Below are 2,866 nucleotides of genomic sequence, written 5' to 3'. Positions count from 1 at the left end.
TATTGGATAGGGGGATAGCGGTGGAGCGTCAAGTTCCTCAATCAGTGATTTATCGCGGTGTTAAACTTGATTGTGGTTATCGTCTCGATCTATTGGTGGAAAATCTGGTTATTGTCGAACTGAAAACGGTTGAACAACTTACCCCCATTCACGAGGCCCAGTTGTTAACCTATCTCAAATTACGCCGGCTTTGGCTAGGATTACTGATTAATTTTAACGTTCCCGTTCTCAAACAAGGCATCAAACGCCTTGTCAACAATTAATCTTTGTGTCCTTTGTGCCTTTGTGGTTCTTTATCCCAAGAGTCTCAATTATGAATACCTACAAAATACAAACAGTTTTAACTGAAGATGGGACAGTATTATTGAAAGAATTACCTTTTCAGGCTGGAGATGCGGTGGAAATTATTATTTTAGAGCAATCTAAAACATCGTCATCATCTAGTCAGGAAAAACTCATACATTCCTTGAAAGGTTCTGTCCTTCGTTATGATGATCCCTTTGAACCAGCTATTCCACCAGAAGACTGGGAAGTTCTAAAATGATTATTTTGGACACTCATATTTGGCTCTGGTGGGTTGACAGTAGCTCACGTCTCACAGCACGGCTAGAACAATTAATTTTAGAGCATCAGGTTAGTCAGCTTGGAGTTAGTATTTTTTCTTGCTGGGAAGTTGCTAAATTAGTTGAGAAGAACCGAGTGGAGTTATCTTATCCGGTCGATGAGTGGCTCAATTATGCGATCGCTTATCCAGGTGTTCAATTACTTCCACTGACGTTACCCATTATCGTGCAATCAACTCAACTTGCTGGATTTCATAACGATCCAGCCGACCAAATTATTGTCGCCACAGCGAAGGTTCACAATTGTCCCCTCCTGACAGTAGATGAAAAAATACTTGCCTACCCCGACGTAAACACGCTTAAGTGATTCCTTTTAGCGAAAGAACTCGCCTATTTATAGCTTATGCGCCAGAAAAAATTGGACTACCGATGCGATCGCCTACAATCGTCTAGTCACCTCCTGTCCAAAGATTACGGACCAGCCAACGAATACAAACCCTCTCCCCAATAAACAACCCTTCCTTTGTGTCCTTTGTGCCTTTGTGGTTCCTTATCTCAAGAGTCTCAATTATGAATACTTACAAAATACAAGCTGATGAATATGCCTACAGTGATTTATGACCGATCGAAGTATTGTAGAGAAAGCTCTCAAACAATTACTTAAGCTCAACTAAACCTTTGTGTCCTTTGTGCCTTTGTGGTTCTTTTATCTCCCATGACCTACCGTAAAAAACTCATTGAAGTGGCCCTACCCCTAGAAGCCATTAACGTCGAATCAGCGCGGGAAAAGTCGATTCGGCACGGTCATCCCTCTACTCTACATCTTTGGTGGTCCCGGAAACCTTTGGCTACAACTAGGGCGGTTTTATGGGCTTCTTTGGTGGATGATCCTTCCAGTTGGCCAGAGAAATTTCCCACGGAAGAAGCACAGAATCGGGAACGGCAGCGATTGTTTGATATTTTGGGTAGGATTGACCTTGAAAAGGACAAAAAAGGCAACATTAAGCAGGTGGTTAGAGGTTTGGTATCTTGGGATGAGATTAACCAGCCTAACTCAGCAGTATTGCTAGAAGCACAGCGAGAAATTGCTCGCTGTTTGGCTTGGGAACGTGGGGAAGAACCCCCCACTAAACCTGATGCTATACGGGATTATATCGCTAAATATGCCCCCCCCGCCTATGACCCGTTTTGTGGTGGTGGTTCCATTCCTCTTGAGGCCCAGCGCTTGGGGTTGCAGGCCCACGGTAGTGACCTCAATCCCGTGGCGGTGTTGATTACTAAGGCTTTAATCGAGATTCCGCCCAAGTTTAAGGATAAACCGCCGGTTAATCCCGATTCTCGCCAAAAACAAAAGATTTCTTCCTGGGAAGGGGCCCAGGGATTGGCCGCAGATGTGCGCTATTACGGTCAGTGGATGCGGGATGAGGCTTTTAAAAGGATTGGCTATCTTTATCCGATGGTGGAAACCAACCACAAAGGCACAAAGGACACTAAGGTGATTGCTTGGCTTTGGGCCAGGACGGTGCGGTGTCCTAATCCGGCCTGTGGCTGTCAGATGCCTCTGGTTAATAAGTTCTCGCTTTCGACGAAGAAGGGTAAGGAGGCTTGGGTTGAGCCTATTGTGGGGGATTTTAACCACAAAGGCACTGAGGGGGATTTTAACCACAAAGGCACTGAGGACACAAAGGGGGATGATTTTGGTGTCTCTGTGGTGCCACCCAAAATCCGCTTTGAGGTGAAAACGGGTAAGGGTACGGCCCCAGATGGGACGGTAAACCGCAAGGGTGCAGTTTGTATCGCTTGTAATACTCCTGTTCCTTTTGATCATATCCGTAGGGAAGGTAAGGCTGGACGGATGGATTCTCAGTTAATGGCTATTGTCGCTGAAGGAAAAGCGGGAAGGGTTTATCTTTCTCCTGATGAGGAACAGGAATGTATCGCTAAAAAAGCACAGCCTGAATGGAAACCTGATTCAAATTTACCAGAACAGGCGTTAGGCTTCCGCGTACAAGGTTATGGCATGACGAAACACGCCGATTTATTCACTCCCCGTCAACTCGTCGCCCTCACCACTTTTAGCGATTTAGTAAGTGAAGCCAGAGAAAAGATTAAAGCTGATGCAGTAGCCGCAGGAATCCCTGATGATGATTTACCTCTTAATGATGGGGGAATAGGTGCGACGGCTTATGGGGATGCGGTGGCGACTTATTTGGCTTTTGGAGTGGATAGACTTTCTGATCGAAACTCTACGATTTGTAGCTGGGATATTAGTCGTGATAGCACGCGCAATACTTTCGCTCGTC

At 45.5% G+C, this 2,866-nt stretch carries 4 protein-coding genes; all 4 read left to right on the top strand.

What is annotated here, in order from left to right:
- On the top strand, positions 1 to 263 hold a 263-nt coding region (locus MiAbW_RS18900; RefSeq protein WP_151697328.1), incomplete at its 5' end, for a GxxExxY protein.
- 50 nt (positions 264 to 313) lie between these two features.
- Positions 314 to 544: a hypothetical protein gene (locus tag MiAbW_RS18895; protein ID WP_002754174.1), complete on the top strand. Its 231-nt coding sequence runs from the start codon at positions 314 to 316 to the stop codon at positions 542 to 544.
- Positions 541 to 930, top strand: coding sequence for a type II toxin-antitoxin system VapC family toxin (locus tag MiAbW_RS18890; protein WP_002777126.1), 390 nt, complete (start codon positions 541 to 543; stop codon positions 928 to 930). The genes MiAbW_RS18895 and MiAbW_RS18890 overlap by 4 nt, the downstream gene beginning before the upstream one ends.
- A gap of 348 nt (positions 931 to 1,278) precedes the next feature.
- A partial coding sequence (locus MiAbW_RS18885) for a DUF1156 domain-containing protein (protein ID WP_151697327.1) occupies positions 1,279 to 2,866 on the top strand: 1,588 nt, incomplete at its 3' end.

This window comes from Microcystis aeruginosa NIES-4325, assembly GCF_008974145.1.
In the GTDB taxonomy this organism is placed as follows: Bacteria; Cyanobacteriota; Cyanobacteriia; order Cyanobacteriales; family Microcystaceae; genus Microcystis; species Microcystis aeruginosa_G.
Note: the sequence above shows the minus strand (reverse complement) of the source record. Positions and strands in the feature narration are given on the sequence as shown.

Excerpts from the sequence above, each read along its gene's own strand:
- MiAbW_RS18895 (WP_002754174.1), top strand. The coding sequence starts at position 314 with ATGAATACCTACAAAATACAAACAGTTTTAACTGAAGATGGGACAGTA.
- MiAbW_RS18890 (WP_002777126.1), top strand. The coding sequence starts at position 541 with ATGATTATTTTGGACACTCATATTTGGCTCTGGTGGGTTGACAGTAGC.